A 2,610-nucleotide genomic window follows, 5' to 3' on the forward strand; every position below is an offset into this window, starting at 1 on the left:
ATGCGTATTCCGGTGAAGTCGGCCGCTGATTCCGAAACGAAGCCGGCCACCTATTCCGATTTCATTCCGGCCACCATTCCGATCTGAAGCCGGCCAGTTGATGCTCCCCTGGGTCGTTGTTTTGCATGGCGCGTGATTGTCGCGCGGTCAAGCGGCGGATGGTGTTTGACGCTGCTTTCGCAAGCTCTCGCCGTGCAGTTCGATGCGGTAGGCGTTGTGGACAAGGCGGTCGAGGATTGCATCGGCGATCGTAGGATTGCCGATCATGTCATACCAGTGATCGACGGGCAGCTGGCTGGTGACGATGGTGGATCGCTTCTCGTAGCGGTCCTCGACGATCTCCAGGAGATCGCGCCGCTGCTCGTCGTTGAGCTTCTCCGGACCCCAGTCGTCGAGGATGAGCAGGTCGGTTCTGGCGAGCGCCTTGAGGACCTTGGGATATCGGCCGTCGCCGCGCGCCAGCGCAAGGGTGGCGAACAGCCTGGGCAGGCGATGATAGGCGACGGAGAAGTCCTCGCGGCATGCCTTGTGTCCGAGCGCGCAGGCCAGCCAGCTCTTGCCGACGCCGGCGGGTCCGATCAGCAAGAGGCTATGGTGGTGCCTGATCCAGTCGCAGTTGGCGAGCTTCAGGACGAGATTGCGATCGAGGCCGCGGGCGGCGCGGAAGTCGATGTTCTCGATCTGGGCATCATGGCGCAGCCTCGCGGCGCGAGCCCTTGCCTCGAAGCGCTTCTGGCGGCGCGTGGTCGCCTCGCGTTCGAGCAGCAGAGCGAGCCATTCGCCATGCTCGAGGTGTCTGGCTTCCGGCTGCGCCTCGAGCTCCTGATAGGCGCTGGCCATGCCTGTCAGGCCGAGTTCGCGCAGCATGTCGATGGTGGGATTGGTCAGCATTATCAGGTGTCTCCTCAATGGAAGTAGCCGGGGCCACGCAGATTGGCGTGTTCCATGACGGCGGCGGGTTCGGTGGAATGTCTGGGGGCCTTGTGGGTTGCGATGAGCGAGGCAATCGTCTTGCAGGTCAGGCCGCCGATCTCGACGGCCCGTGCCGAAACGACCTCGGCGCGCTCGCGGCCGAGGTCGCGATAGAGGCGCAGGATGCCGAGGCATGTTCTGAAGCCTTGCTCGGGATGTGGCCGGCTGGCGAGAATGGCGACGATCAGCCCTTCGGTCTGCGGACCGATGGACGCGCCCCAGCGCCGGAAGCGCTCCGGCGTCCATTCGGCGTATCGGCGGTGGGAGCTCGGCATGTGCGCGGGGTCTGTTCCATAGCGCGGTCCGCCATAGCGGCGCTGATGGACCGCGACGCGTTTGCCGCGGTGGAAGATCTCGATCATTCGCGCGGTCGCCCGGATATCGACCTGCTGACGAATGAGCGCGTGCGGGACGGAATAGAAGAAGCTCCTGAACTCGGCATGGTAATCCGTCGAGACCCGCGCAAAGCGCCATTCGGCGAACTCGTACTCCTCGGCGGGCAAGCTTGCGAGCGCCGCGCGTTCGACCGTCTCGAAGAGATGGCGGCGGCTGACACCCAACCGGCGCATGACATGATTGTTGATGCGCTCCAGCACGTCGGCGATTGCGGCATTGGCCTCGGCGAGCGAGAAGAACGTCTGTTTGCGCAAGCGGCCGAGAAGGCAACTCTGGGCGAAGCGCATGCCGTTCTCGACCTTCGCTTTGTCCTTCGGGCGTCGCGGTCGGGCCGGCAGAACGCCGACACCATAGTGGGACGCCATCATGCCGTAACTGCGGTTGATCTCGGGATCGTAGAAGCTGGCGCGGCTGACGCCGGACTTCAGATTGTCGGGCACGACCAGGCGGGGCACACCGCCGAAGAAGGCGAACATGCGCACATGTGAGCCGACCCAGTCCGGTAAGGTCTGGGTCCAGGTCACCTCGGCGAAGGTGTAGCTCGATGCGCCGAGCACGCCAAGGAACAGCTCCGCCTCGCGGACTTCGCCAGTCTTGCGATCGACGATCGGCACCCTCTTACCGGAATAGTCGACGAAGACCTTGTCGCCGGCCGCATGCTCCTGGCGCATCGTCGGCGAAAGGCGCTGCTCGAACCCGCGGAACAGCTCGCAGAAACGGCTATAGCCATAACCATCGGGATGGACGCTGCGATATTCCTCCCACAGGATCAGCAGTGTCACGCCGGGCTTCTTCAATTCGATAGAGAGCTGTGCCCAGTTCGGCTCGTGACGTCGCCGTTGGCCCTGCTTAACGCCGGCGCGGGCGAAAAGCCGAGACTCAAGAGCATCGTCTGTCAGCTCTCCCGGCAATGGCCAGCTCAGCCCCGCCATCGCAGCCCGCTTCAGGTTATCCTGGACGGTGCTGCGGGCAACGCCGAGGATCACCGCAATCTCTCGGCTGCTTGTCCCGCTTCCGGCAAGCCGGAGCATCTGTCGTAATTGTCGCATGGTCAGCCTTCTCTTCGCTGGCATCAAACTCTCCTCGTGTACCGGGAAGCTTGATGCCAAAGTTGCTGACCCAAGGGGTATCTTCAGAGCCGGAAACCGGCCGGTCTTTGATTGGAATCGTGGCCGGCTTCAAATCGGAACGGTGGCCGGATTTTGATCGGAATGGTGGCCGGCTTCAGATCGGAATCCGCAA

2 protein-coding genes are annotated in these 2,610 nt (G+C 63.3%); both read right to left on the reverse strand.

Translation table 11 applies throughout. From position 1 onward, the window contains the following. Positions 1-147: 147 nt before the first annotated feature. Entirely contained in the window at positions 148-891 is a 744-nt protein-coding gene (istB, locus tag IB265_RS36190; protein ID WP_192496220.1) for an IS21-like element helper ATPase IstB, read from the reverse strand. Positions 892-905: 14 nt separating this feature from the next. Next, positions 906-2,441: an IS21 family transposase gene (gene istA, locus IB265_RS36195; RefSeq protein ID WP_029742513.1), complete on the reverse strand. Its 1,536-nt coding sequence runs from the start codon at positions 2,439-2,441 to the stop codon at positions 906-908. Positions 2,442-2,610: the final 169 nt, after the last annotated feature.

The organism is Ensifer sp. ENS10 (assembly GCF_014852025.1).
GTDB lineage: Bacteria > Pseudomonadota > Alphaproteobacteria > Rhizobiales > Rhizobiaceae > Ensifer.

What these genes read in the sequence shown, in the direction of transcription:
- istB (WP_192496220.1), bottom strand. Translation starts at nt 891, where the DNA reads ATGCTGACCAATCCCACCATCGACATGCTGCGCGAACTCGGCCTGACA.
- istA (WP_029742513.1), bottom strand. Translation starts at nt 2,441, where the DNA reads ATGCCAGCGAAGAGAAGGCTGACCATGCGACAATTACGACAGATGCTC.